Origin of the sequence: Streptomyces sp. NBC_01275 (assembly GCF_026340655.1) — a bacterium.
In the GTDB taxonomy this organism is placed as follows: domain Bacteria; phylum Actinomycetota; class Actinomycetes; order Streptomycetales; family Streptomycetaceae; genus Streptomyces.
The window spans coordinates 107,134-130,141 of record NZ_JAPEOZ010000001.1 but is presented as its reverse complement, the minus strand read 5'-3'; the positions used below and the strand labels follow the sequence as shown (position 1 = coordinate 130,141).

Here is a 23,008-nt window from a genome sequence, read left to right as displayed (position 1 = left end):
CGGGCGCGGCCCTCCTGCCCGCTCGCCCGCCCGTTCTTCTGCCCGCTCACATGCCCCAGCGCAAGCTCTTCTGCCCGCTCACATGCCCCAGCGCAGTCCCGCCGTCCGTACCGGCGCGTCCCACAGGCGCAGCAGATCCTCGTTGATCTGGCACAAAGTCACCGAGGCGCCGGCCATGTCGAGGGACGTGACGTAGTTGCCGACGAGCGTACGGGCGACGGCCACCCCGCGCTGGGTCAGCACCCGCTGCACCTCGGCGTTGAAGCCGTACAGCTCCAGCAGCGGTGTCGCGCCCATGCCGTTGACCAGGACGAGCACCGGATTGCGCGGGGTCATGTCCTCCAGGATCGCGTGGACGGCGAAGTCGGCGATCTCGCCGGACGTCATCATCGAGCGCCGCTCCCGTCCCGGCTCGCCGTGGATGCCGATGCCCAGCTCCAGCTCGCCGGCCGGGAGGTCGAAGGTCGGGCTGCCCTTGGCCGGCGTGGTGCACGCGCTGAGGGCCACGCCGAAGCTGCGGGAGTTCTCGTTGACCTGCGCGGCGACGGCCTGGACGCGCTCCAGCGGCTGTCCCTCGTCGGCGGCGGCCCCGGCGATCTTCTCCACGAAGAGCGTCGCGCCCGTCCCGCGCCGGCCGGCCGTGTACAGGCTGTCGGTGACGGCCACGTCGTCGTTGACCAGCACCTTCGCGATCTGGATGCCCTCGTCCTCGGCGAGCTCGGCCGCCATGTCGAAGTTGAGCACGTCGCCGGTGTAGTTCTTGACGACGAACAGCACACCGGCCCCGCTGTTCACGGCCGCGGCGGCCCGCAGCATCTGGTCGGGCACCGGGGAGGTGAACACCTCGCCGGGACAGGCCGCCGAGAGCATCCCGGGGCCCACGAACCCTCCGTGCAACGGCTCGTGCCCCGAGCCGCCCCCGGACACCAGGGCCACCTTCCCGGCCACCGGGGCGTCCCTGCGCACGATCACCCGGTTCTCGACGTCCACGGTCAGCTCGGGGTGGGCGGCCGCCATACCGCGCAGCGCGTCCGCGACCACGGTCTCCGCAACGTTGATGAGCATCTTCACGGTTGCCTCCAGGTGAGACTAGTAGAAGAGTCCCTGACGTTTATTTTTCCAGGTCAGGCCGGGTTAGGCCACTTAACGATCTTGGCGGTCCGTGGCGCTCCGAAGCGGGCTCAGGCTGCCGGAAGCGTCGACGGTGCGGCTGTGGTGGTCGCCTGAGCGGCTGCGAACGCGGCCGGCTGCGACTGCGCGGCTGGAGTGTTGCGGGTGGGCGTGGTAAGCACTTCGCGTCTCGATCCCAGGCTCGGGAGTCTTCCCTTCCATGCAGGCCTGGCGGGGGAGCCCGCTTTCGGCCCGCTGTACCGAGCATCCCCGAAATACTGGCTGACCACCAGGCACTGGTGTTACAGAGTCGACGGACAGGGCTGCCGCAGCCTTGGCGGGGATTTCTCAATCCCCTCGAATCGTGGAGACCTTCCTATGCAGCCAGCCCCTTGCTGAGGTCGGCCCAGTAGTCGTTTTCGTAGTCGATCGGACTCTTGAAGCCACACACGCTGTGTAGCCGTCGAGCGTTGTAGAAGTCGGTGCTCCAGGTCGCGATCCGGATCGGGGCCTCGGCACGGGTGGCGAAGGTGCGCCGGTGGGTGTACTCGACCTTGAGCACGCTGTTGAACGCCTCGCTGACGGCGTTGTCGAAGCACGAGCCGACCCGCCCCATGGACTGGGTGACGCCCCGCTTCCGGCAGGCACGGCGGAACTTCCGCGACGCGTACTCGCTGCCGCGGTCGCTGTGGAAGATCACACCGTGGACGTCCCCGCCGCGGGTCGCGGTGGCCATGTGCAGGGCGGCGACGACCAGGTCGGCGTCGTGTCGGGCACCCATCGCATAGCCCAGCAGGCGGCGGGAGAACAGGTCGATGACCGTGGCCAGATACAGCTTGCCCTCGCCGGTGTCGATCTCCGTCATGTCCCCGCACCACACCAGGTCGGGGGCCTCCGCGGTGAAGTCGCGGCGCACGAAGTCCGGGCTCGCCGGCCGCTTGCCGGGCCGGGTCAGCCCCCGGCGTCTGCGGACTGTGCGGCCGGCCAGGCCGAGCTAGGCCATGATCTTCGCGATGGTGTTCACCGAGACGCGCCAGCTCTTGCGGACCAGCGTGATCCAGACTCTCGGTGAGCCGTAGGCGCCACCGGAGTCGGTGAACTCCTCCTGGACAGCCTGCACCAGCCGCGGGCGGCGAGCCTGCCGCCCGGTGGGCTCGCGGCTGCGGTGCTTGTAGAACCACGACTCGCCCATGCAGCGTTTGAGCACATCACGCTCCATGACCAGTTCCTTGTTGTCCCGCTTGAGCTGGGCGTTCTCCCGTCGCAGCCGCTCCAGCTCGTCGCTCTCACCGGTCGGCGCGGTCCCCGGCCCGGCGGGCCCGTGACACCCAGCTGGCCAGGGTGGTCTCGTTGATGCCCAGGTCCTTCGCGACCTCGACGATCGGCCTGCCGGTCTCCAGCACGCGCTTCTCGAAACGGCTCACGCGCTCGGCGAAGGCGTCGACGAACGCGTCGACGAACGCGTCGAGTTCGCTGCCGGGAACGGCCCGGTTGATCCAGCCGTATCGTTCGGCGATGTCCGCGTCGAAGTCGTCCGCGCCCAGGACGATCTCGAGGGACCTTGAGCGTCCCACCAGGGCGGCGAGCCATTCGACGCCGCCGCCAGAAATGCCCGGGTCGCTGGAGGCCGGCCGTGACTCGCCGAGCGCATCGCTCGCCGAGACTGCCCGCAAATGCGATGCGTCAGCGCAGGTCCGCCGCATCGAGCAGGACGGCCACGGTGGGAGCGATGAGCCCTGTCGGCGTGTCGGCCTTGATTCCCGCACGGGCACTGGCGCCGTCGAAGACGAGGATCAGCTGCCGGGCCAGCAGATTCGGATCGCTCGCCCCACCGTGTTCGGCCTCGGCGCGGAAGAAGGCTGTCAAGTTCTCCTTGACCCGGTGGGCCACCCGGCTCGCAGGGTGGCTCTGGTCTTTGAGCTCGATCTGCACGACGAGGTACCTACACCCCTGGAAGTCGGGCGCACCCGCCTGTGACGCCAACTGGTCGAAGACGTGCATGATCCGCTCGCGGGGTGACCGGTTGTCGTCCGCCGCAGGCAGGAGAGTCGCCACGTAGGCGGAGGCGCGTTCCTCCAGGCTCGCGGCCAGCAGTTCGCCTTTGCTCTCGAACAGTTGGTACATGGAGCGCTTCGACACCCCCGCCGCCTTGCACAGCGCGTCGACGCCGATGCTGACGCCGTCTCGGTAGATCAGCGTGGCTGCTGCCTCCAGCAGCCGCTCTCGGGGACTTGGCTTCGCGTCGGTGGTCATATTGCGAGGTTAACTCGATTCCGGCCAATTGAAAACCGATCGGTTTACGACGCTTGCCGAGGTGATCTTCGACGCCGCCCACGGCCGAGAGGGTATATGAATACGGTTCCCGCTACGTTGGGGTGCAGGTCTTCTCGGCTTCGTCTCCACGAGGGCGCGGTGCAGCCCCTGGCAGTCGGACCAGGCCGTGCCCTCGAAGCCGAGGAGCGCGGCCACAATGAGGCCGACAGCCGTCATCGCCCTACCCGGGCCGGGCCCTCGTCTCCCGGGGCGCCGCAGTAGAGGATTGAGCGGACGCCGCCGGTGGTCTGCCGCAGCGGCTCGAACTCCGTGAGGAAGCGGTAGAAGCCGGGCAGCGCCTTGATGGGGTGGCGGCCGGCTGTCGGCACCGTCATCGCGACACAGAACAACGTGGCCGCCGGCATGCCGGGCGTGCCGAATACGGCAAAGAAGGTGAGCGCACCGATCCAGCCACAGCAGCGGGAGGTGGAAGGCGTCCATCCCCAGGCCGACCGCGGCGGCCATGATCAGCGTGCCTATCGGCCTCGGGAATTGAGCCCACATCGTGGGTGACCGCTACCTGTGATGAGCGGCGCCTGCTGAAGGCGCATCGCGCGGGTAGCGGGTAGAGGCGGGCGCCATCTCGGAGATGAGATGCCCTGTCTACCTGCGATGATTTGTGCCTTGAGGACACCTGTCAGCGCAGTTAGCAGGGCATTTCCCACAGTCCACTCGTGGTGACCAGCGTGTATCCCCGGTGGATTCAGGCTCAGTGGGCGATCACGGGCTCGCCTTCCGACGGCGTCAGAGCCGAATTCGGCATCGGGAACGCCGTGAGCACCGCACCGACCACGAAGATCCCGGCGCCCCACGCCAGGGTGGCCGTGTAGCTCTCGACCCCGGCCTGGGCCACGGTCAGCGCCCCGGGCTTGTGCGAGGACAGGTAGTCGGTCGCGGCCGACGAGGCGACGGTGGTCAGCAGCGCCGTGCTGATCGAGCCACCCACCTGCTGGCTGGTGTTGATCAGCGCCGAGGGGACGCCCGCGTCCTCGTGGTGCACACCTGCGGTCGCACCCTGGAACGCGGTGGTCATCACTGCACCGATACCGAGACCCAACAGGATCATGCCCGGCATGATGTCGGCGACGTAGCCGCTGTCCAGCGTGAGCCGGGTCAGCAGGGCCATACCGGATGCGGAGACCAGGAAGCCGGCGCTGACCACGATCTTCGGACCGACCTTGGGCAGCAGCAGCGAAGGCACCGTGGTCGACGAGGCGACGATGCCCCCGACCATCGGCAGGAAGGACAGACCGGCCTCGATCGGCGAGTAGCCGATGCTGGCCTCCAGGTAATAGGTCAGGAACAGGAAGATCGAGAACATCCCCATGCCCAGGACGAACACAGCCAGGAACGAACCGCCGCGGGTTCTGTCCAGCACGACTCGCAGCGGCAGCAGCGGATGCGCGACCCTGAGCTCCAGCCATGCGAATACCGCGAGCAGCACCACGCCGCTGATCATGGATCCGAGGGCGACCGGTCGGTCCAACTGGTGGATTCGACGTGCGCGAACCCGTAGACGATGCCGAACAGTGCGGCGCTCACCACGACGGTGCCAGGAATGTCTATTCGGGGTCGCGCGGTGACCACGGGCTTGGCCAACAGCAGCAACGCGCCGACCAACGCGACACCCGCGAAAACGACGTTCACGTACATCACCCAGCGCCACGACGCCCATTCGGTGAGCATGCCGCCGAGCAGGAGTCCGACCGCGGCGCCCGCACCGGACAACGCACTGAAGATGCCGAAGGCTTTCGGCCTTTCGGTCGGCTGGGTGAAGGTCACGCTGAGCAGCGAGAGCGCCGCGGGCGCGAGCAGCGCGGCGAAGAGGCCCTGGGCAACGCGTGCCGCGACGAGTATGTCGAAGCTGCCGGCCGCGCCTCCGACGACGGATGCCGCCGCGAAACCGATCAGGCCGGTCACGAAGGTCGTACGTCGGCCGAACAGGTCACCGAGTCGGCCCCCGAGCAGTAGCAGGCTGCCGAAAGCCAAGGCGTACCCCGTGATGACCCACTGCCGGCTGCCGTCGCTGAAACCGAGGTCATGTTGCGCTTCGGGCAGCGCGATGTTCACTACGGTCGCGTCGAGCGTGACCATGAGCTGCGCCGTGCCCAGCACGACAAGCACCCACCAGCGCACGGCATGTGAGCCGCGGCGGGCCGAATCTGTTTTCCCGGAGGCGGGCGCCCCGCGGTCGAAGGTGGTACTCACTTTTCCCCTTAGCTGCCGGCCATAGACCGACCATCGGCCGGAAACCGATCTGTTTCCACCGAAGAAAACAGATCGGTTTCCACGGTGCAAGTGACCGGGTCGCTTCCGACCAAGGCGCGACTCGACAAGGCCGAAGCCCGCCCAGGCCGGCGGTGCTGTCTCGACGCGCGACTCGTTGCCCGACGTCGCAGCACGGCCGTTCTGTCGGCGGAGCGTCCACATCGGCGTCGACACCTTGTGTCGTACGGCCGGGACCGCGGGCCGCCCGGGCGTACTTGGGCGGCGAGCCGGCTGACTGCAGCGACACCCGCTCGACGTCCGCACTGCGAGGCGACCGCATCACCATGTACGTCGAGAGCTGGAGGGCTCGTCATCCCAGGGGTCCATGGGTACGGAACGCCCCGGTGAAGCCGGGGCCCTGCCGGACTTGCGCCTGGAAACCGATCGGTTTATCGTGATGGAAACCGATCGGTTTCTCATTCTGTGGAGAGAGTCATGACTGCTTTGAAGGGCGCAAACGTCTTCGTCACCGGCGGCAGCCGAGGCATCGGCAAGGCCCTGGTGGAAGAGCTGTACGCGCGCGGCGCCGGCAAGGTCTACGCCACGGCCCGCGACCCGCGCAGTGTGACGCACCCCGACGCCTTCCCGGTGGCGCTGGAGGTCACAGACCCGGCTTCCGTGGCGGCCGCCGCCGCGCAGGCGCAAGACGTGACCGTGCTGATCAACAACGCCGGCGCCTCGGTCGGCGCGTCCTTCCTCGACTCCCCGGTGGATGACGTACGCCGGGAGTTCGAGACCAACTTCTACGGCCCGCTGCTTCTCACCCGCGCCTTCGTGCCGGTCATCGAGCGCAACGGCGGCGGCCATCTCCTCAACGTGCACTCCGTGCTCTCCTGGATCGCGCTCGGCGGCTCCTACAGCGCCTCCAAGGCCGCCCTGTGGTCGCAGACCAACTCCCTGCGCCTGGAGCTGCAGCCGCGCGGTATCGCCGTCACCGGACTGCACGTGGGATACGTGGACACGGACCTCGCGGCAGGCGTCGAGGCGCCCAAGTCCGACCCCCGTGAAGTCGCCGCACTCGCCCTCGACGGCGTCGAGACGGGCGCGTACGAGGTGCTCGCCGACGACATCTCGCGGCAGGTCAAGGCGGGCCTGGCCGGCGACCTGGCAGGGCTGTATGCCCAGCTGGCGAACTAACCTCTTCTCACTCACACAAGGAGACCGCGAGATGCGCGCCCACGAGTCACGTCCCACGATCCACATCCCAAGGACCACCAGCCACACCCTCGCCCCGCGCACGGGACGTGAGGGCCGCGAGGGAACCCTGCGCTACCTCAAGGCGGGCACCGGCGCCCCCCTGGTCCTGCTGCACACCGTGCGCACCCAGGCCGAGCACTTCCGCCTCCTCATCCCGCTGATTGCGGACCGCTACACCGTGTATGCCCTCGACCTGCCGGGGATGGGCTACTCGGAGATCGTGCCCGGTGCGTCGTATGACGAGCCAGCGATGCGCGCGGGCGTCGAGCGGCTCCTCACCGAACTCGACCTGCACGACGTGACGTTGGTCGGGGAGTCCATGGGAGCGGTGCTCGCCCTGACCACCGCGGCCGATCTCCCGGAGCGGGTCCGGCGCGTCGTCGCGGTCAACACGTACGACTTCCGCGGCGGAATCGCCCGGTCCAGTCTCCTCGCCCGTGTGGTGATCAGCGGGGTTCTCGCCCCGGGAGTGGGCCCGGTGATCGCCGGGGTGGAGCCCAAGGCCGCCCTCAGCAAGATCCTGCAGGGCGGGCTCGGCGACAAGAGCGCGCTGCAGGAGGACTATGTGGACGAGCTCCTCCAGGTGGGCAGCCGTCCCGGCTACCCGACCGTCGCCCGGGCCGTGTACCAGAGCCTGCCCAGCCTCATCGCCGCCCGCTCGCGCTACCGCGAGGTCAAGGCGCCCGTCCACCTCGTCTACGGGGAAAAGGACTGGTCCCGGCCCTCGGACCGGGAAGCCAACAAGCGACTGCTTCCGGCTGCCGACTTCACACAGGTTTCCAAGGCAGGCCACTTCATCGCTCTGGAACGGCCCGACGTGCTGGCCGACCTGTTGAACGCGGTGGCCTGGCCTCCGGGACCACTGACCTAAGGAGCAGTGCATGGCGGAGATCGAGTTCGATGTTCCGGCGGAGATGCGTGACGGCACGGTGCTGCGTGCGGACGTCCACCGGCCCGGCGGTACGGGCCGTGGCCGGTGCTGCTGGGTCGGCTGCCGTATGGCAAGCACACGCCCATAGCGTCCGTCGGCATGTGCGGCGGCAGCTACTTCGGCAACACCCAGTGGATGGCGGCGCTGTCGAAGCCACCGGAGCTCAAGGCGATCGCACCGCTGATCACGTGGTCCGATCCGGACGACGGACTGTGGACGCGCGGCGGCGCGATCGAGCTCGGCATCACCGTGCCCTGGTCCCTGATGCAGGGAGCCGACACCCTGATGCGCCGTCACCGCACCGACCTCGACGGACTCGTGAGCGGAATCACCGGCCTCGTACAGGATCTGGACGGTCTGGCGAGCGGCGGTTACGCGGAGCTGCCCGCCGGGCATTTTCCCGCGTTCGCCCGGCACGATCTCCCCGAGCTGGGCTACGAGGGTTCCCGGCGGGAGCCCGACGGGGCGGCGTCCTGCCGCGTCGCGGGCCGGCACGACGAGGTCGACCTGCCCACCTTCCAACTCGGCGGCTGGTACGACATCTTCAGGCAGGGCGCCCTCGACAACTTCACCGCCATGCGCCGGGCCGGCCGGTCCGCCACGCTGGTCATGGGTCCGTGGACGCACACCAACTGACGGCACATGGTCGGCGACGTCAACTTCGGGTTCAGCTGTCGGCGAGGTGTACACCGTGACGCATGAAGTGGTGCCCTGGGACAGCCCCGGGCCCCTGGATGATCCCATCGGGGTGCCGCTCGTCGACCTGCTGGACCGTGTCCTGGCGACCGGCGTAGCGATCAGCGGTGACCTGGTCATCGCCATCGCCGACGTTCCGCTGGCGCGACTGTCGCTCCATGCCCTGCTGTCGTCCGTCAGTGAAGGCGTCCCGGTGCCGTGGGCGGATGGGGGCCCGCTTTGACCGGCTCCCGGCTCGACCTGGACTCCGACCGGGTGGGACGGTGACCTCGTCACCTTGGTTGTCACCGTGGTCGAACTCCTCCGGCAGCTGATGGAGCGCCAGGCGATTCGCCGTGTCGAGCAGGGCGATCTCAGTGATGAGCAGGCTGAAGAGATCGGGACCACGTTGATGCTGCTCGACCAGCGGATGACGGAACTCTGCGAGCAGCACGGAGTGCGTCCGGAGGATCTCAATCTCGACCTTGGGCCACCCGGAACCCTTTTGCCCCAAAAGTGAAGGTGTCGGTGCGCATCGGCCCCGGTCACGGCCTGGGGGCAGTCTCACGGGCGTCCCCGGGTGCGAGGACTCCGGCCGACCTGGGACGTCACCACCGCGGGATCGGACGGAGCTACTCTGGAACGAGGGGAACCTGGCTCACATCGGAGGCCCCCCATGATCGTCCTTGGAGTCATTCTCCTCGTTGTCGGCTTGGTGGCCGGCCTCGGCATCCTGTGGACCATCGGGATCATCCTGGTTGTCATCGGCATCATTTTGTGGATCCTGGGATCGGTGGGGCACGCCGTCGGCGGACGTCGGCACTACTGGTAGCGGTCGTGCGCCGGGCCTTCACGGCGCATCCTCAGCTGAGCGACACTGGGCGCGGTTTTCAGGTACGGCCTGTCCCGCTGTACTCGAGGGCCACGCGGATCCCGCGAGGTTTGTTTCCCGGGAGCAGTTCCCCGTGTAGGGGCTCAGTGGTGACAGCCGTGGGGCGTATGTCACTTCCGGTCGCTGCTGAGTGCCCTCGGGCGTCCTCGTATGGCCCACAAACGGCCGAGCGTCCATCGGGCGCGGAACCTGCCGGTCGGACGACGGCGGGTCTACGGATCAGGCGAGGCGCGTGTGTGCCTTGCCGCGTGAGCGTTGCTCTGGTGGGTCGTTCTGGTTGGCATCCCTCGATGTGGGCACTTGGCGAGGAACGTGACGACTGCGGGAGGTGCCCGTGGCAGTTCGGTATCGGCTGGTCAAGGCGAGTCCGCGGACGGTGTGGGCTGTTCTGTCGGACGGCGACCGCTACACGGAGTGGGTGGTGGGGACCTCGGCGTCGCGACAGACGCGGGGTCGGTGGCCGCAGGTGGGTGCTGCGCTCCAGACGTACGGCTTCCCTGTGCCGGTCGGCGGCTCCGGCGCCCTGACCGATGCACCGGTACGGCGGCTGCACGCCCGTGGTGGCGCCGTGCGCCACGGACAGCGTGTCAGCCGGATCGTCGTCCGCGACGGGCGGTCCGCCGGCGTACGCACCGCCGACGACGACAGCCTCGCCGCCCGCCGTGCCGTGCTGGCGATGTGTCGGTGCCCGCGCTCTACGGCGACCTCCTGGACCCGGAGCATCTGCCGGCCCAGCTGCTGGAGAACCTGAAACGGTTCGAGTGGGACTTCGCGACCTTCAAGGTCGACTGGGCGCTCGACGCTCCCGTGCCCTGGCAGGCGGATCGGGCCGGCCGGGCCGGCACCGTTCACCTGGCCGACGGGCTGGACGAGCTCACCCGGTTCGCCGCCCAGATCGCGACGGGCGCCGTGCCCGACCGCCCCTTCGCGCTGATCGGCCAGATGACGACCGCCGACCCCACGCGTTCGCCCCGAGGGACCGAGTCGGCCCGGGCCTACACCACGTGCCCCAACGGATCACCTCCGACGCCGGCGACGAAGGGCTGACCGGCGTCTGGGACTCGAAAGAGCAGGAGGCGATGGCCGACCGGATCGAACGCCAGGTCGAGCGATTCGCTCCCGGGTTCCGGTCCTTCATCCGGGCCCGGCGCATCCTGGCTCCTTCCACGCTGCAGATGCTCGACCGCAATCTGCACGGCGGCGCGATCAACGGCGGTACCACCGCCCTCCACCAGCAGCTGCTCTTCCGCCCTCTGCCCGGCACAGGACGCCCGGAGACCTCCGTGCGCGGGCTCTTCCTCGCAGCCGCCGGCGCCCACCCAGGCGGTGGCGGATGCGGCGCTCCGGGCGCCAACGCCGCGCGAGCGGCCCTGCACCGCAACCGGCCACCCGGCCTGGACCGCCTGCAGCGCATCCTGGCCCACCGCGACCGCACCGGGGCCAAGCGATCGCCGATCCGCTGACGCTGCCCGGACGAAGGGAGCAGCTCATGCGCGACAGCCCCTCGACGGCCGCACCATCGTCGTGATCGAGCCGCACGTGGGCTGGGAGCGGCACAAGCACGCGACCTTGCCCGGCGCGGCGCGCACGTGGCGCCGATCGGTCACGAGACCGATGTGACCGCGTGGCGGCGGGTCATCGACGTCAACCTCACCGGCAGAGCCCTGACCGGCGCGCACGTTCGTGCCTCGAAATCCGGCGCGGAAGCCTTCGCGCACGCTCGGCGCGCCGAGGCGGCCCGGCACGGGCTAGCCGTCGGCATCGCCTGCCTGAACCGGATCGACACCGACATGATCCGCGATGCCGACCACCACGCCGTCCTGCGCGAACCGCGTGCCCACATGCCCCTACCCGCCCGGCGCGCCACCCCCCGGACCGCCGTCGCGCACTGCTGGTACAAGCCGCGGAACACCGGCGTACCGCCGTCTACGCCCCCGCCCCTTCCTGCCACGCCTGGAGGCCGACCAGACCCTCCGCCCCACGGGGTCGCTCGGCGTCGGCGGACGAGCCGACGCCACCGCCGAGCAGCAGAGGCCGTGACGCGCACCGCCCTTCACGGTCGACCAGGCATGCGAGCCACCGGCCGGACGCCCACTCCGACGCCCGGCAGCGTGCAGCCCTGGCTCACGCGTGACAAGTGAAGGCGATCGGCCTGGGCGGCCGGCATCTCGGCACCTAGCTTGGGCGGCGCCGGGACGGTGGGTCCTGAGGGTCGACGCCGGTCGTCGCGGAGGCGTCCTTGGTGCCGCTGGGGCGCTGGGAGCGACCCCTTCGGCCCGTGTCCTTCCGGCCTTTCTCGTCCTTGTCGGCGTACTCCTCGCCGCGTGCGCTGACGCTTTCCACCGTGTTGCCCGGTACCGACTTCGTCTCTTCCTTGGACTTGGTCCGTCCAGGGCCTTTCCCGCCGCCGTACTCGGCGGTGTGGAAGGAACGATGGGCGCTGGGGTTGTCCTGCTGATGTGTCTCGTCCACGTCGGGAGACCAGCCGTGCTGTTCACTGCCCTGGTGACGGCTCGGGCCCTGACCGTGCGGTGGCTGGGAAGGCTGTGGTTTCTTCGCCATGGGGTGACCTGCCTGTTCGACGGGGGCGATGCCTGTGCGCCGCCGCATAGAGCCAATTATCCCGCTTTGCGACTTAGGTGTATCTTGCAGCAACTTTCGGTCGCTCCTGTTCCGCGATGTCGCGCTTTCCCAGCGGACGAAGGCAGGACCCTGGATCACCCGCCCGTCCGGGGCGAAGCGCGATCCGTGACACGGGCACTCCCACGCCTGCTCCGCGTGGTTGAACGACAGCCGGGCGGGCTGAGGCGGCTGAAGAGGAGGGCCCGGTCGAAGGCGGGGTAGTGCGTGGCGATCACGACCTCGCGCGCGCGAATGGACACCCCGGCGTCCGTCCGCAGGATGCAGGGTTCGCCCTCGGTGAGGCCGACGACGCGGGTTCCCTCGTACACCGTGCCGCCGCGCCGGGCAGGTCGTCGGTGCGTGCCAGCAGGTACTTACGGGGATGGAACTGCGCCTGCCCGCTCACCCGGACCGCGCCGGCGACCGCGAAGGGCAGCTCGGTCTCGGTCACGAGCTCGGCGGGCGGACCCGCCTCATGCGCGGCTTCGGCCTCCGCCCGCAACTCTGCGACGCGCCGCGGATCCTCGGCGTAGGTGTAGGCCGCCGTCTCCTCCCGCTCGCAGTCGATGCCGAGTTCGTCGACGATCTCGGACGCGTGCCGGATCGCCGCGGTCTGCGAGTCCGCGTACAGGCGTGCGCCCTCGGGGCCGCGGGTGCGGCGCAGGTGGTCGTAGACCAGCGTGTGCAGGGCGCTCGGTTTGGCCGTCGTGTGGCCGGTGACCCCGGCGGCGACGCGGCCGGCCTCCAGCACGGTCACCTCGCGTCCCTGCCGGACCAGCTCCCAGGCCGTGCTGAGTCCGGCGATGCCCGCGCCGACCACGGCGACGTCGACGGTCAGATCACCGGACGGCGGGGGAGCGGGGTCGCCGGGCGGTGCGGGTTTCCAGCCACTAGGACCCTTGGATTCCTGTTGCGCCGTTCATGGCGGCCGAGTGCCTCTCATGGTGAGCGATAAGCCCGATATATAGATCTTCTTTCCTGTGTGCGCGGGTACTCGGTGTTGTGTGGAACGACCATCAGCGAGGAGGAGACCATGAGCACGGTGAAGGAAGCAGTGGACGTCGAGGTCCCCGTCCACACGGCCTACAACCAGTGGACGCAGTTCGAGGAGTTCCCGAACTTCATGGAGGGCGTCGAGGAGGTGAGGCAGCTCGACGAGCGGCACAATCACTGGACCACCAAGATCGGCGGGGTGCGGCGCGAGTTCGACACCGAGATAGTCGACCAGTTGGTGGACGACCGGATCACCTGGCGGGTCGTGGAAGGAGAGACCCGGCAGCGGGGATCGGTCAGGTTCCAGCGGTTGGACGACACCCACACCCGGGTGGAGCTCACGATGGACGTCGAGCCCAGCGGTATGGCTGAGAAGGGCGCGGACATGCTCGGCATGATCGACCGCCAGGTCAAGGGAGATCTGCACCGCTTCAAGGACTACATCGAACAGCGCGGGGGCGAGACGGGCGCCTGGCGAGGACGCATCCGGCCCGGGAATCCCGGCTCGGCCTTCTGACCACTCGGGACGCGAACGGGCCCCCGGGCGGGGAGCCCCCGGCCGCCATGCCTGTGCGGCTCACGCCGAACCCTGATGGGCGTCGTTCGTCGGTTCAGGCCGAGGCCGCGGCTTCCACGGTGTCCCGTACGACCAGCACGGAAGCGACTCCGGTGATCTCCGGAACGCGCCTTGACTGGAGTGCGGGCGCGGCCACCCGCAGGGTCGTGTGCCGGTGGATGCGGAGCAACAGATTCAGCAGCGTCGAATCCGCGAAGGTGATTTCGGAAGCGTTCAGCACCACTCTGCGTCCGGGTTTTTCTCCATCCGTGCCGACGGGGATGCGGATGCGCACGCGCCGATCGGCAGGTGCCGGGCTGCAGTGGTGAGCCGGGGCGTCGATGCCGCGGGGGCGGTCGTAGTGGTGGCGGGCAGTGGGCCGACGGGCGTGCGGGGCCGCCCCGGCTCCGCGGCTCGCCGGCCGGGAGCCGACCTCTCCCACTCCCACGAGCCGGACGCCGCCGCCCTGCTCGAACAGCGCACGGTCACCATCCGCACGGCGGTGACGTGCTCTCCGCCGCTCTTCCCGGCTCCTCCGGCACGACGACCGCCCAGGCATGGCGACGGCTTGATGCAACCGATGGCGATGGTCATCGACCGGGTACACCGGATCAGGCCCTCCACGGCACCCGCCGGCCCATTGGCACTCTTCAAACAGTCCAGCGCAAGTGAACCGAGTGTCCGGTTTGTCTGTATTGAGTATGAGTGTTGTCTCATCGGATACTCGTGTGGCATGACGCGGACGATGAGAAGGCATGGAAGGCACGGCGGGGACGTGACGTCCGGCCAGGAGGCCGAGACCGGGCGGACAGCGGTTGCCGGGCCGGATGAGCAGGTGGAGCGGCAGGCGCCGGACAGTCCGACGGACCTGCCCAAGGGCTCCTGGGGGACGGTGCTGAAAGGCACCCTCAAGGAGTTCAAGAAGGACGAGCTGGCCGACCGGGCGGCGGCGCTGACCTACTACTCGATCCTGGCGCTGTTCCCCGCGTTGCTGGCGCTCGTGTCGCTGCTCGGCATCGTCGGGCAGTCGGCGACACAGGCGGTGCTGGACAACATCCAGAAGCTCGCCCCGGGCGCGGCGCAGGACATCCTGCGCAACGCCGTGCAGCAGATGCAGGGCAGGGGTGGGATCGGCTCGATCATGGCGATCGTGGGCCTGGTGCTGGCGGTGTGGTCGGCGTCCGGTTATGTCGCGGCGTTCATCCGCAGCGCGAACGTGGTCTACGACGTTCCCGAGGGCCGTCCGGTATGGAAGGTGCTGCCGGTGCGGGTCGGCGTGACCGTGGTGCTGATGGTCATGGCCGTGATCAGTGCGCTGATCGTGGTGTTCACCGGCGGTCTGGCCCGGCAGGTCGGCACCGCGCTCGGGGTCGGGGACACGGCGCTGACCGTGTGGTCGATCGCGAAGTGGCCGGTGCTGGTGGTCCTGGTCACGGTGATGATCGCGGTCCTGTACTGGGCGACCCCGAACGCGAAGGTCCGCGGCTTCCGCTGGATCACGCCGGGCAGTTTCCTCGCCCTGCTGATCTGGATGATCGCCTCGGCGGGATTCGCGTTCTACGTGGCGAACTTCGGCTCGTACAACAAGACCTACGGCACCCTCGCCGGGGTGATCATCTTCCTGGTGTGGCTGTGGATCACCAACCTGGCGATCCTGCTCGGCCTGGAGTTCGACGCGGAGATGAACCGCCAACGGGCTGTTGCGGGCGGTCACCCGGCCGGAGAGGAGCCGTACGTCACGCCGCGAGACACCCGGAAGTGGGACGAGGAGGACCGCCGTCGGCTCGGATCCTGAGGTGGCGGAGCACTCGCGTGTGCCCGGGCTCTGCGGGTGGGGGATCGGCGGCTCGTCGCCAGGCGGACGATCGTGCGGGGCCGCCGTGGCTCCGGCGCGGTCGGGGGTGAGGCCGGCTCCCGGGGTCGCCTGCGGGCTGACGGCGACTCGGTCGCCGGGCAGCGGGTGCAGCGGAGCCCGCTACCCCGCCGACGTGGCGGCGGGCGGCGCGATCGGCCTGGCTGTGGCGACCCTGATGCGCGCCGCCCCGCGGCTGCCGCGGAGACACGTGTTCTGACAGGTGGTGATGTGGCGTTGCGGGGGTACTCGGGCACCCGGCCGAATGGGCGCAAGGCGAGATCGCCGTACCGTCGTCCGTTGCCGCCAACGGGCCGGAACGCCGACGAAGTCGCCACGTACGCCGGAAGCAATGACGCAAGGACGGGTGAGCACCCATGACAGCAGACGGCTCCCCTCGCAGCGGCGGGGGAGCGCAGGAACCGGTGGGCGAACTGGTCCAGCGTGCGACGCAGCAACTCTCACAGATGGTCCGGGACGAGATGCGCCTGGCTCAGGCCGAGATGACCGAGAAGGGCAAGCGGTTCGGCAAGGACGGCGGTCTGTTCGGCGGCGCCGGCCTGGTGGGTGTCCTCACTCTGCCAGGCACTGGTGGCCGCCGTGATCGCCGCGCTGTCGCTCGTCATGGATGTGCGGGCGGCGGCACTGATCGTCACAGCTGCCCTGGCTGCCGTCACCGCCCTGATGGCGGCACTCGGCAAGAAGCAGATCGGCAGGGCGTCCCCGCCCACGCCGGAGCGGACGGTGGACAGCGTCAAGGCTGACGTGGCCGAGATCAAGGAGAAGGCACAGCGATGACCCAGGACAAGCCGCACAGGGGTGACGAGGCAGCACCCTCCTCGGAGGAACTGTGCGAGCGTGTCGAGGCTACGCGAGGGGACCTCGGCGAGACCGTCGAGGCGCTCGCGGCGAAGACCGATGTGAAAGCCCGTGCCCATGAGAAGACGACCGCCGTCAAGCAGCAGGTCGCAGAGAAGACCAACCAGGTCACTGCTCAGCTGCGGGACACGGCTGCGCGCGCCGCCCATCTGCTGCAGGACGGGACCCCGGAGCCGATGCGTGCCAAGGCCGCCGCAGCCACCGGGCAGGTCCGCGACAGGGCCGTGCGCGTCGGAGAGCCGGCCCGTGAGAAGGCTCCCGAGCCGGTGCGTGAAAAGGCGGATCAGGGCATGCGGATTGCGCGGGCCAACCGCAGCCCCTTGTTCGCGGCGGCGGGCGCGGTGGTCGCGTTGCTGCTGGTACGTCGAGCCTGGAGGCGGCGATGAAAGCGTCGAAGATCGTCTACAAGCCGGTCGGCCTGGCATTGGGCGCGGTCAGCGGAATGCTGGCCGGCGGAGTGTTCAAACAGGTGTGGAAGAAGCTCGGGCATGAACAGGAGGCCCCCGACGCCACTGACGAGCGCCGCACCTGGCGCGAGGTGCTGTCGGCAGCCATCCTCCAAGGCGCGATCTTCGCCGGCGTCAAAGCCGTCGTCGACCGCGGTGGCGCCGTCGCGACTCGCCGCCTGACCGGCACCTGGCCCGACTGACCCCGCCCGTCGACGTCCGCCGTGGAAGACGCTGTCGCTGTGGCCGAGGCTGCATGCGTTGGACTTGACCAGCTGAACACCGATGCCACCGAAGTTGGTTGAGGCGGCCAGGGGTTGTCAGTGGCTGGTGACAGGATCACCGGCATGGTTTTCGTACGCACTACTCCGCCGCGGCCCGTGGACGTGACCGCGGTCTTTCCCGAGCTGGCGCCGTTGGCACGTCCTGCGATTCGGCTGCACCCTCGTCCCGGGTCGCCTTCGGTCGGGGAGAGCTCGGTCGGGGGGCCGTTGCTGTGGCCGGCTGAGGAGCCGTGGCCGCACTGCGAAGCCTCGCACCTGCACCGTGACAGTGGGTTCCGCCAGTCGCCGGCCGAAGTGCGGCTCATAAGGCGCATGCGGGCCCGGTGGCACGGTGATCACGATGGTCCTGGGATAACGCCCGAGGAGGAGGCGGTCAAGGAACGGAACGCCGCGAGGCTCGCGGAGCGCCTCGACGCCGGCCCTCCGTTGCCCGCGGACTGCCCGGTCCCCATGCTGCCCGTGGCCCAGCTGTATCTACGCGACATACCCCTGCTGCGGCCGCCCGGACAGGGCGATCTGCTCCAGGTTCTGTGGTGCCCCTACGACCACGTTCCGAATTGGAAGCCGTCGACCGCACTGTTCTGGCGGTCCGCCGCGGAGGTCGTCGACATCCTCGCCACACCGCCCGAGCCGTACGAGGTGAACTATGAGGGCTATGTGCCGGAACCGTGCGTGCTGGCACCGGAAGCGATCACCGAGTACCCCGCCAGCCTCGATCTGAGCCCGCAGATGCTGCTGATGGTGGAGGACTGGAGCAGATGGCAGGCAGCCGGCGCCGACGTGGACAGCTCCTACGCGGACTTTCCACGGGACTTCTATGACATCCATCTGGCAGACGCACCCGGATGGAAGGTCGGCGGCTGGCCTCCATGGGGCCGCACCGACCCCAACCCCCGATACTGCACTGTCTGTGATGTGCGGATGGTCCCGCTGCTGACCATCGCCTCCTTCGAATGGGACGGCGGTGAGGGACACAGCTGGGCGCCTTGCGAAGAACAGGCCGCCGCCAACACCGCCGGTCATTGCTGTGGCCAGAACCCCTCGCAGCCGACCAAGGTCGAAGTCGGCAGCACCGACAACATGCAGATCTACGTCTGCCCGACCTCTCCCGAGCATCCGCACACCGACCTGATCCAATGAGCTGTCGAGCCTGTCACACACCCTCCGCAGTCGGTGGCAGAAGTGCCGCCGCGTCAGGGTGTGTGACAAACCGTTTGCCTCACGGCGGAGGAACCCGCAACGCACGAGGCTCCTGTGCCGTTGGGGGAGGTGTTCGAAGTCTCAACCCGTCGGCACAGGAGCCTCGTTGGTTCCCCATCCTGCCGCACTCGACCTGCCGCACGCACTGGTTGAGTGGATCAGCGTCAGGATCTGTGACTCGTCGTTGATCACCTTCGTTGAAAAGAGCCGCTCGCCCTCGGCGCTCACCGCTACCGCCCAGTGATGGCCCTTGCCGGCATCGATGCCGACCCATATGCATGTGTGCCGCCTGGTCACCCGCGTCGCTCCGTTCCTGCGTGCCGAGAGCTTCAACGGTCCGAGGAACACTCCGCCGACAGGCCCTTCACCAGCGATGACCGCAGTTCTCAATCAGCAGTCGGAGCGTCCCGGAGGACCGGGCGGCCAATCCACTCAAGCCATCACCGGCAGGTCACCATCCGCCACACCCGGTCCTCCCGGACCGTCCAACATTCTTAAGGGTCACCATGCTCATCGTCACCCGTGAGGGTGACCGCCGCTGCAAGCTCCCTCCACACCAGCGCGCGCTGGTCGCCTTGGTGTACCTGCGCAAGCACGACACCCTCGCGCAGATCGCCGCCGGCTTCGGCATCTCGCTGGGCACCGCCCACGCCTACACCCACACCGTGGTGGTCACCGATCTGACCGGACGCCTGCTGTGGATCTCGCCCGCTCTGCCGGGCCGGACCCATGACCTGACCGCGGCCCGCGCCCACCGGATCATCCGGTTCTGCGAACGCCAAGGCGTCCCGATCCTTGCCGACCGCGCCTGCATCGGCGCCGGACCGTGGGTCACCCCACCGGTCAGACGCCCACCCGGTCGCGACCTGTCGCCAACCCAGCACACCGTCAACCGCGCGCTCTCGGCAGTACGGGCACCGGTCGAACGGGGCGTGGCCCGCCTGAAGTCCTGGTGGACCTTCCACCACGCGCGCTGTAGCCCGCATCGAATGTCGTCAATCGCCGCTGCCGTCCTCACCCTGGAGCGGCAACGCTGAAATAGCTCAGTGACCAAGTGCCTCTGGGAACCTTCAGCTCCCGGTGGCGGCTCTGCGAGCGTACATAGCCAAGTTGGGGGCCACTGCCCTCTCGGTCGAGTACGGAGGCGCGCTTCACGTCCGCCGCCAAGTCCAGTCGTTCAAGGGGAGGCGGTACTTCACTCTTCCGAAGGGAGGCAAGACGCGCGTCGTCGATATGCCGTCCTCGGTGGCCGAGGAGCTGAAGCGCCATGTCGAGGCGTTTCCGCCTGTGGAGGTGGAGCTCCCGTGGGAGAAGCCGGAAGGGCAGCCGAGGAAGTACTCCCTGCTGCTCGCCACACGATTCGGCAACGCCATTGCGGTTAGTCGCGTGGAACACCAACACCTGGAAGCCCGCGCTGGCCGAGGCCGGCATCATTCCACCGCGCCCCAGAGGGGCAAAACCCTGGCAGTGGCAGGCAGCGCCGAGGGACGGGTTTCATGTGCTGCGGCACACCTACGCCTCGATCATGCTGGAGTCGAGGGAGTCCGTGGTGACGCCGGCGCGATGGCTCGGGCACTCCTCGCCCAATGTCACGCTCGGTTACTACGCCCAATTCATGCCGGAGGCCGGGAGTAGGAGGCGCGCCGTCATCGACGGACTGCTCGGGAGGCCGGGGGAACGGCCTGCTGGTCGAAACTCCCCAGATTCTCCCCGGGGCTGATCGTGGTCGACTCCCGACGCGGTGCGCCGGGCACGCTAGCCGCGGTTTCCATGACCTGTTCACGGCTCCGCCGGTCCGTGGTCGCCGGTCGCGCGGCAGCAGGCTCGCCCGTGGCGGGTGAGGTACCGGACGGGCTGCTGAGCTGGGATGGAGGGGGCGGCCGGTCGGCTGTGGTCGCTGCCCGGGTGACGCCCACCGGCGTCCCGGGCCGACTCGGCGAGGTGGACACCTTGGCGCACTGGCGGGCTCTGATCGTCCTGGGGACGGCCCAGTTCCTGATGGTTCTGGACACGTCCGTCATGAACGTCTCCATCAGCCGGCTCGTCGAGGACTTCGACACCGAGGTCACTGCCATCCAGGCCGTCATCACGCTCCACGCGCTGGTCATGGCCGCCTTCATGATCATCGGAGCGATCACGCTCGCCGGTTTCCTGGTCACCCCGCACCTGCCGACCCGTCCGGCCGCCCGCCCGAATCGGCCCAGGTGGCCCGAACTGCCCGACACCGGTGAGCCGGCCCACACCGTCGGCTCACGTCACTGATTCGGGAGCCGCGATGCCAGGAACCGACGACGCCACCGTCGTAGCGCGCACCGCCGAGGGCCGCACACGCGGCGACTACACCGGCGGTGTCTATGGGTCCATGCTCGCCGCCTCCGTGATCCTCGGCGCGGGCTCCTTCGGCTCGCTTCCACGGCTGGAAGTGGTGGTGCTGCTCCTGCTCACCAGCGTGGCGTTCTGGATCGCCCATGTGCACGCCGAGCTGTTCGGCGCGCGCCTGGCCCAGCTGAGCCTGGACCGCCGGATCGTGCTGCACGTGTGCCGCGAGGAGTGGCCCATCGTCAAGGCCGCCGTCCCGCCGGCCGCCGCCGTGGCCGTCAGCCCGCTGCTCGGCCTCGACCTGCAGGGCGCCCTCTGGTTCGGGCTCGCCGTGGCCGTGGCGGGCCAGGTGGGATGGTCGGCGGCCGCGGCCCGTCGGGCCGGCGCCTCCTGGCGCCTGGTGACCGTCACCGCCACGGTGAACCTGCTGCTCGGCCTGCTGATCATCTCGTTCAAGATCTTCCTGACGCACTGACCTCCCGCAGCGACTTCCGCACCGACCTCACCTGTACTGGGTGAGGCCGTCGGCCGTGCCGAGCAGGACCATCGCAGGGTAGGGGCGCCGCAGCCCGCCTGTCCCAGGCCACCCGGGGGAGAGCAGCTCATGCGCTACGAGATCCGCGTCGACGGATGTATGTCGGAGACGCTGGCCAGAGCCTTCCCGGAGCTCGACCATGTGGTGATGTCCGGCCAGACCGTCCTGTTCGGGCCCGTCGTGGACGAGGCGCACCTCTACGGGCTGCTGGCCCGCTGCCGCTCGCTGGGCCTGCGCGTCCTGGAGATGCGCCAGCCGCCGGAGTGACGGAGCTCGGACGGAGCACAGGAGTCGTCAGCAGGGGGAGTCGTGACAGCGTCGTACGATGCGCGCGACTCGTGGGAGTCGCGCGCATCGTACGAGAGTGTCGTGCGGGGGAGTCAGAGACTCTCGGTCTGGACCCTGCCCGAGCGGGCCGCGGTCCCCAGTGCGTCGAAGTCACGCTGGTTGCGGTCGGCGTACTCCTGGGCGAACCCGGCGAGCGCCCGGTCGAAGCGGTCGCCGCCGCCGAGGTAGGCGGCGATGGCGACGGGGTCGCCGGAACGGGCGTGAGCCCGCGCCAGACAGGCGCCGCACAGCCGCGCGAACAGCCGGAACAGGCTGGGATCCATGGTCTCCGGCCGGGCGATGCCCTTCCAGTCCCGCAGCTGCCGCACGTAGAAGTCCCGGTCCTGCCCGTCGAGGCCGCCCACGACGTGGGTCCAGCCCAGGAAGATGTCGCTGGTCGTCTGGATCAGCCGCTGGCCCGCCACCACACGGCGGCCCTCGTTGTCGAACGTCTCCCCGCCGACGTGGGGCGCGAGGACGGACTCGCCCGCCTCCTTGGCCTGCAGCAGCAGCGGGTCGTCGTCGTCCCGGCCGAGCAGCAGCAGGATCCAGCAGCGCGTTCCGACGCTGCCCACGCCCACCACCTTCCGGGCGATGTCGACCAGGTGGTACTGGCGCAGCAGATGCCGGTGCTGGGACGACAGGGTCTGCCGGTACCCGTCCACGACCTCCTGGATTCCCTTCTCCTCCTCGGAGGCGTTGGTCAGCAGATCCCTGAGCCGCGTGATCAGCGGCGGGTCCGGGGTGATCTGCCGCCCCTCGGCCGTGGGCCGGGTCAGCTTCTCGAAGGCCTGGAGGTGGGTCCGCGTCCGGGCCTTGGCCGTCGCCTGGTCGGTACGTCGGCGGGTCTCCTTGTCCATCGACGAGGCCATCAGCTTCCGCATCCGGTCCACGTCGTCCTGGGCGTACCAGACGTCCAGGGTCCGCATTCCGGCGAACTCCCGCATGCGCCGCCGGTAGGCGCCCACACAGGCCCGTACGGCGGTGTTCTGCTCACGGACCGTGAAGTCGTTCTCGCGGCCGGCGATCACGAAGGAGGCCGCCAGCCGCTTGACGTCCCATTCGAACGGGCCGGGCAGGGTCTCGTCGAAGTCGTTGATGTCGAAGACGAGATGGCGTTCGGGCGAGGCCAGCAGCCGGAAGTTGAGCAGGTGGGCGTCGCCGCACAGCTGCACCGTCAGGCCGGTGTGCGCGGTGGCGCCGAGGTCGGCGGCCATGATCGCCGCCGCGCCCCGGTAGAAGCGGAACGGGGACTCGAGCATGCGGCCGTAGCGGATCGGCACCAACTCGGATACCCGCGTGTTGGACTGACGGTCTATCAGTTCGACCGGGTCGATCCGTTCCGCGGCCTCTTCGAACCGGCCGTGATCCGAGCGTGACATGCGGGTACGCGTGCTCCTGCCGTACGCCGCTCGCTCGCTCGGTGTCAGATGGGCCGTGAATGCGCTCGGTAGCGCCATGACGCACACCTCCTGGACGGCTGTCCCCGTGTCGCGGAGTCCCGCGCCCGGCGCACACCTGGGCGGGCGCAGCGCGAGGCTTCCGCCCTGCCCGGCGATTTCCTGACCGAACCTCCGGGGTTCCAGCCCATCGCTGCCGCGCGCCGCGC

At 69.1% G+C, this 23,008-nt stretch carries 25 protein-coding genes and 7 pseudogenes; 19 read left to right on the top strand and 13 right to left on the bottom strand.

Annotation, left to right across the window (positions count from 1 at the left end; genetic code table 11):
• Positions 1-78: 78 nt before the first annotated feature.
• The 8 genes from dhaK to OG562_RS00540 form a co-directional block, all read right to left on the bottom strand.
• Positions 79-1,071 (bottom strand): dihydroxyacetone kinase subunit DhaK, encoded by a 993-nt coding sequence (gene dhaK, locus OG562_RS00575; RefSeq protein ID WP_266392081.1) that lies wholly within the window; start codon positions 1,069-1,071, stop codon positions 79-81.
• A 415-nt stretch (positions 1,072-1,486) separates the two neighbouring features.
• On the bottom strand, positions 1,487-2,065 hold the full coding sequence (locus OG562_RS00570; RefSeq protein ID WP_266408923.1) for an IS3 family transposase: 579 nt from the start codon (positions 2,063-2,065) through the stop codon (positions 1,487-1,489).
• A 39-nt stretch (positions 2,066-2,104) separates the two neighbouring features.
• Positions 2,105-2,329, bottom strand: a complete 225-nt coding sequence (locus OG562_RS00565; RefSeq protein WP_266392078.1) for an IS3 family transposase — start codon at positions 2,327-2,329, stop codon at positions 2,105-2,107.
• Positions 2,330-2,396: 67 nt separating this feature from the next.
• Positions 2,397-2,783 carry an enoyl-CoA hydratase/isomerase family protein gene (locus OG562_RS00560; RefSeq protein WP_266392075.1) on the bottom strand — a complete coding sequence of 129 codons (387 nt, stop codon included), beginning with the start codon at positions 2,781-2,783 and terminating at the stop codon, positions 2,397-2,399.
• A gap of 10 nt (positions 2,784-2,793) precedes the next feature.
• Positions 2,794-3,363: a TetR/AcrR family transcriptional regulator gene (locus OG562_RS00555; RefSeq protein WP_266392072.1), complete on the bottom strand. Its 570-nt coding sequence runs from the start codon at positions 3,361-3,363 to the stop codon at positions 2,794-2,796.
• Positions 3,364-3,596: 233 nt separating this feature from the next.
• The gene (locus OG562_RS45910; protein ID WP_323187462.1) at positions 3,597-3,758 is read right to left on the bottom strand and encodes a hypothetical protein; all 162 of its coding nucleotides are present in this window, start codon (positions 3,756-3,758) and stop codon (positions 3,597-3,599) included.
• 374 nt (positions 3,759-4,132) lie between these two features.
• Positions 4,133-4,882, bottom strand: coding sequence for an MFS transporter (locus OG562_RS00545; RefSeq protein WP_266392069.1), 750 nt, complete (start codon positions 4,880-4,882; stop codon positions 4,133-4,135).
• The gene (locus tag OG562_RS00540; protein WP_266392066.1) at positions 4,879-5,631 is read right to left on the bottom strand and encodes an MFS transporter; all 753 of its coding nucleotides are present in this window, start codon (positions 5,629-5,631) and stop codon (positions 4,879-4,881) included. The genes OG562_RS00545 and OG562_RS00540 overlap by 4 nt, the downstream gene beginning before the upstream one ends.
• A gap of 495 nt (positions 5,632-6,126) precedes the next feature.
• On the opposite strand from OG562_RS00540, the gene OG562_RS00535 reads away from it, so the two are divergent.
• The 9 genes and pseudogenes from OG562_RS00535 to OG562_RS00495 form a co-directional block, all read left to right on the top strand.
• A complete protein-coding gene (locus OG562_RS00535) occupies positions 6,127-6,828 on the top strand; it encodes an SDR family oxidoreductase (protein ID WP_266392063.1) in 702 nt (233 codons plus the stop codon).
• A 31-nt stretch (positions 6,829-6,859) separates the two neighbouring features.
• Complete coding sequence (locus tag OG562_RS00530) at positions 6,860-7,759, top strand: alpha/beta fold hydrolase (protein WP_266392060.1); 900 nt, start codon at positions 6,860-6,862, stop codon at positions 7,757-7,759.
• 10 nt (positions 7,760-7,769) lie between these two features.
• Positions 7,770-7,907, top strand: a complete 138-nt coding sequence (locus tag OG562_RS00525) for a hypothetical protein (protein WP_266392058.1) — start codon at positions 7,770-7,772, stop codon at positions 7,905-7,907.
• A gap of 11 nt (positions 7,908-7,918) precedes the next feature.
• Entirely contained in the window at positions 7,919-8,455 is a 537-nt protein-coding gene (locus OG562_RS00520; RefSeq protein ID WP_266392055.1) for a CocE/NonD family hydrolase, read from the top strand.
• A 55-nt stretch (positions 8,456-8,510) separates the two neighbouring features.
• Positions 8,511-8,738 (top strand): gas vesicle protein, encoded by a 228-nt coding sequence (locus OG562_RS00515; protein ID WP_266392052.1) that lies wholly within the window; start codon positions 8,511-8,513, stop codon positions 8,736-8,738.
• Positions 8,735-9,014, top strand: a pseudogene (locus OG562_RS00510) (gas vesicle protein K). The gene OG562_RS00515 and the pseudogene OG562_RS00510 overlap by 4 nt, the downstream one beginning before the upstream one ends.
• Positions 9,015-9,170: 156 nt before the next feature.
• On the top strand, positions 9,171-9,326 hold the full coding sequence (locus OG562_RS00505) for a DUF6131 family protein (protein ID WP_189713852.1): 156 nt from the start codon (positions 9,171-9,173) through the stop codon (positions 9,324-9,326).
• A gap of 394 nt (positions 9,327-9,720) precedes the next feature.
• A pseudogene (locus tag OG562_RS00500) lies at positions 9,721-9,870 on the top strand (SRPBCC family protein); the annotation flags it as partial.
• A pseudogene (locus tag OG562_RS00495) lies at positions 9,868-10,849 on the top strand (phytoene desaturase family protein); the annotation flags it as partial. The pseudogenes OG562_RS00500 and OG562_RS00495, both read left to right, overlap by 3 nt.
• 712 nt (positions 10,850-11,561) lie before the next feature.
• Here the strand turns inward: OG562_RS00495 and OG562_RS00490 are convergent.
• Both OG562_RS00490 and OG562_RS00485 read right to left on the bottom strand, forming a co-directional pair.
• A complete protein-coding gene (locus tag OG562_RS00490; RefSeq protein ID WP_266392045.1) occupies positions 11,562-11,948 on the bottom strand; it encodes a hypothetical protein in 387 nt (128 codons plus the stop codon).
• A 236-nt stretch (positions 11,949-12,184) separates the two neighbouring features.
• A pseudogene (locus OG562_RS00485) lies at positions 12,185-12,895 on the bottom strand (NAD(P)/FAD-dependent oxidoreductase); the annotation flags it as partial.
• A 146-nt stretch (positions 12,896-13,041) separates the two neighbouring features.
• Here OG562_RS00485 and OG562_RS00480 point away from each other — a divergent pair.
• Positions 13,042-13,518, top strand: coding sequence for an SRPBCC family protein (locus OG562_RS00480; RefSeq protein WP_266392042.1), 477 nt, complete (start codon positions 13,042-13,044; stop codon positions 13,516-13,518).
• A gap of 94 nt (positions 13,519-13,612) precedes the next feature.
• Here the strand turns inward: OG562_RS00480 and OG562_RS00475 are convergent, their stop codons facing one another.
• Positions 13,613-13,852: a hypothetical protein gene (locus OG562_RS00475; protein WP_266392039.1), complete on the bottom strand. Its 240-nt coding sequence runs from the start codon at positions 13,850-13,852 to the stop codon at positions 13,613-13,615.
• Positions 13,853-14,290: 438 nt separating this feature from the next.
• On the opposite strand from OG562_RS00475, the gene OG562_RS00470 reads away from it, so the two are divergent.
• The 5 genes and pseudogenes from OG562_RS00470 to OG562_RS00450 all read left to right on the top strand — a co-directional run bounded on the left by OG562_RS00470 (position 14,291) and on the right by OG562_RS00450 (position 18,158).
• Complete coding sequence (locus OG562_RS00470; protein ID WP_266392036.1) at positions 14,291-15,352, top strand: YihY/virulence factor BrkB family protein; 1,062 nt, start codon at positions 14,291-14,293, stop codon at positions 15,350-15,352.
• Positions 15,353-15,786: 434 nt separating this feature from the next.
• Positions 15,787-16,207, top strand: a pseudogene (locus OG562_RS00465) (phage holin family protein).
• Positions 16,204-16,674, top strand: a complete 471-nt coding sequence (locus OG562_RS00460) for a DUF3618 domain-containing protein (protein WP_266392033.1) — start codon at positions 16,204-16,206, stop codon at positions 16,672-16,674. The pseudogene OG562_RS00465 and the gene OG562_RS00460 overlap by 4 nt, the downstream one beginning before the upstream one ends.
• Complete coding sequence (locus OG562_RS00455; RefSeq protein WP_266392030.1) at positions 16,671-16,937, top strand: DUF4235 domain-containing protein; 267 nt, start codon at positions 16,671-16,673, stop codon at positions 16,935-16,937. Before OG562_RS00460 ends, OG562_RS00455 begins: the two co-directional genes overlap by 4 nt.
• A 144-nt stretch (positions 16,938-17,081) precedes the next feature.
• On the top strand, positions 17,082-18,158 hold the full coding sequence (locus OG562_RS00450) for a hypothetical protein (protein WP_266392027.1): 1,077 nt from the start codon (positions 17,082-17,084) through the stop codon (positions 18,156-18,158).
• Positions 18,159-18,374: 216 nt separating this feature from the next.
• Here the strand turns inward: OG562_RS00450 and OG562_RS00445 are convergent.
• Positions 18,375-18,515, bottom strand: a pseudogene (locus tag OG562_RS00445) (transposase); the annotation flags it as partial.
• Positions 18,516-18,724: 209 nt separating this feature from the next.
• On the opposite strand from OG562_RS00445, the gene OG562_RS00440 reads away from it, so the two are divergent.
• The 4 genes and pseudogenes from OG562_RS00440 to OG562_RS00425 all read left to right on the top strand — a co-directional run bounded on the left by OG562_RS00440 (position 18,725) and on the right by OG562_RS00425 (position 21,339).
• Complete coding sequence (locus tag OG562_RS00440; protein WP_266392022.1) at positions 18,725-19,255, top strand: transposase; 531 nt, start codon at positions 18,725-18,727, stop codon at positions 19,253-19,255.
• 913 nt (positions 19,256-20,168) lie between these two features.
• Positions 20,169-20,348 (top strand): annotated as a pseudogene (locus OG562_RS00435) (MFS transporter); the annotation flags it as partial.
• A 145-nt stretch (positions 20,349-20,493) separates the two neighbouring features.
• Positions 20,494-21,012, top strand: coding sequence for a hypothetical protein (locus OG562_RS00430; protein WP_266392013.1), 519 nt, complete (start codon positions 20,494-20,496; stop codon positions 21,010-21,012).
• 129 nt (positions 21,013-21,141) lie between these two features.
• Entirely contained in the window at positions 21,142-21,339 is a 198-nt protein-coding gene (locus OG562_RS00425; protein WP_266392008.1) for a hypothetical protein, read from the top strand.
• A gap of 113 nt (positions 21,340-21,452) precedes the next feature.
• Here the strand turns inward: OG562_RS00425 and OG562_RS00420 are convergent, their stop codons facing one another.
• Positions 21,453-22,859 carry a DUF2252 domain-containing protein gene (locus OG562_RS00420; RefSeq protein ID WP_266392006.1) on the bottom strand — a complete coding sequence of 469 codons (1,407 nt, stop codon included), beginning with the start codon at positions 22,857-22,859 and terminating at the stop codon, positions 21,453-21,455.
• Between the last annotated feature and the right edge of the window lie 149 nt (positions 22,860-23,008).

Bases quoted from the DNA above. Each gene is read 5' to 3' on its own strand.
- OG562_RS00565 (WP_266392078.1), bottom strand. From the start codon at position 2,329: ATGGAGCGTGATGTGCTCAAACGCTGCATGGGCGAGTCGTGGTTCTAC.
- OG562_RS00555 (WP_266392072.1), bottom strand. From the start codon at position 3,363: ATGACCACCGACGCGAAGCCAAGTCCCCGAGAGCGGCTGCTGGAGGCA.
- OG562_RS45910 (WP_323187462.1), bottom strand. From the start codon at position 3,758: ATGACGGTGCCGACAGCCGGCCGCCACCCCATCAAGGCGCTGCCCGGC.
- OG562_RS00545 (WP_266392069.1), bottom strand. From the start codon at position 4,882: ATGATCAGCGGCGTGGTGCTGCTCGCGGTATTCGCATGGCTGGAGCTC.
- OG562_RS00535 (WP_266392063.1), top strand. From the start codon at position 6,127: ATGACTGCTTTGAAGGGCGCAAACGTCTTCGTCACCGGCGGCAGCCGA.
- OG562_RS00530 (WP_266392060.1), top strand. From the start codon at position 6,860: ATGCGCGCCCACGAGTCACGTCCCACGATCCACATCCCAAGGACCACC.
- OG562_RS00525 (WP_266392058.1), top strand. From the start codon at position 7,770: ATGGCGGAGATCGAGTTCGATGTTCCGGCGGAGATGCGTGACGGCACG.
- OG562_RS00520 (WP_266392055.1), top strand. From the start codon at position 7,919: ATGTGCGGCGGCAGCTACTTCGGCAACACCCAGTGGATGGCGGCGCTG.
- OG562_RS00505 (WP_189713852.1), top strand. From the start codon at position 9,171: ATGATCGTCCTTGGAGTCATTCTCCTCGTTGTCGGCTTGGTGGCCGGC.
- OG562_RS00490 (WP_266392045.1), bottom strand. From the start codon at position 11,948: ATGGCGAAGAAACCACAGCCTTCCCAGCCACCGCACGGTCAGGGCCCG.
- OG562_RS00480 (WP_266392042.1), top strand. From the start codon at position 13,042: ATGAGCACGGTGAAGGAAGCAGTGGACGTCGAGGTCCCCGTCCACACG.
- OG562_RS00470 (WP_266392036.1), top strand. From the start codon at position 14,291: ATGACGCGGACGATGAGAAGGCATGGAAGGCACGGCGGGGACGTGACG.
- OG562_RS00460 (WP_266392033.1), top strand. From the start codon at position 16,204: ATGACCCAGGACAAGCCGCACAGGGGTGACGAGGCAGCACCCTCCTCG.
- OG562_RS00455 (WP_266392030.1), top strand. From the start codon at position 16,671: ATGAAAGCGTCGAAGATCGTCTACAAGCCGGTCGGCCTGGCATTGGGC.
- OG562_RS00450 (WP_266392027.1), top strand. From the start codon at position 17,082: ATGGTTTTCGTACGCACTACTCCGCCGCGGCCCGTGGACGTGACCGCG.
- OG562_RS00440 (WP_266392022.1), top strand. From the start codon at position 18,725: ATGCTCATCGTCACCCGTGAGGGTGACCGCCGCTGCAAGCTCCCTCCA.
- OG562_RS00430 (WP_266392013.1), top strand. From the start codon at position 20,494: ATGCCAGGAACCGACGACGCCACCGTCGTAGCGCGCACCGCCGAGGGC.
- OG562_RS00425 (WP_266392008.1), top strand. From the start codon at position 21,142: ATGCGCTACGAGATCCGCGTCGACGGATGTATGTCGGAGACGCTGGCC.
- OG562_RS00420 (WP_266392006.1), bottom strand. From the start codon at position 22,859: ATGGCGCTACCGAGCGCATTCACGGCCCATCTGACACCGAGCGAGCGA.